Below are 264 nucleotides of genomic sequence, written 5' to 3'. Positions count from 1 at the left end.
CATGCCAACGAGCAGCTAATAGCATGGCAACCTGATTTGATCGTCTTAGCTGGGTTTATGCGTGTACTAAGTGGCTCATTCATTGATAATGTACCAGCGCCCATGATTAATCTTCACCCTTCTCTACTTCCGGTGATAAAGCTAACGGCTTCTTAAATCATGGCAACTATCTGGCGTACGGTCTCGGTGCCACGACCTCATGGACGCTTGGCATTCCGCACGGTTTTGCGGTGATGCATGGTAAGACACGGCGCGGTGCCTTGG

1 protein-coding gene and 1 pseudogene are annotated in these 264 nt (G+C 50.4%); both read left to right on the top strand.

The window, feature by feature from the left end; all coding sequences use genetic code 11:
* The first annotated feature begins 57 nt into the window (after nt 1-57).
* On the top strand, nt 58-156 hold the full coding sequence (locus SB772_RS42095) for a formyltransferase family protein (protein ID WP_410838784.1): 99 nt from the start codon (nt 58-60) through the stop codon (nt 154-156).
* Nucleotides 144-264, top strand: a pseudogene (locus tag SB772_RS42090) (subtype I-F CRISPR-associated endonuclease Cas1); the annotation flags it as partial. The gene SB772_RS42095 and the pseudogene SB772_RS42090, both read left to right, overlap by 13 nt.

The sequence above is a fragment of the Paraburkholderia sp. SIMBA_030 genome, from assembly GCF_046535245.1.
In the GTDB taxonomy this organism is placed as follows: domain Bacteria; phylum Pseudomonadota; class Gammaproteobacteria; order Burkholderiales; family Burkholderiaceae; genus Paraburkholderia.
This window is presented reverse-complemented; position numbering and strand designations above follow the sequence as displayed.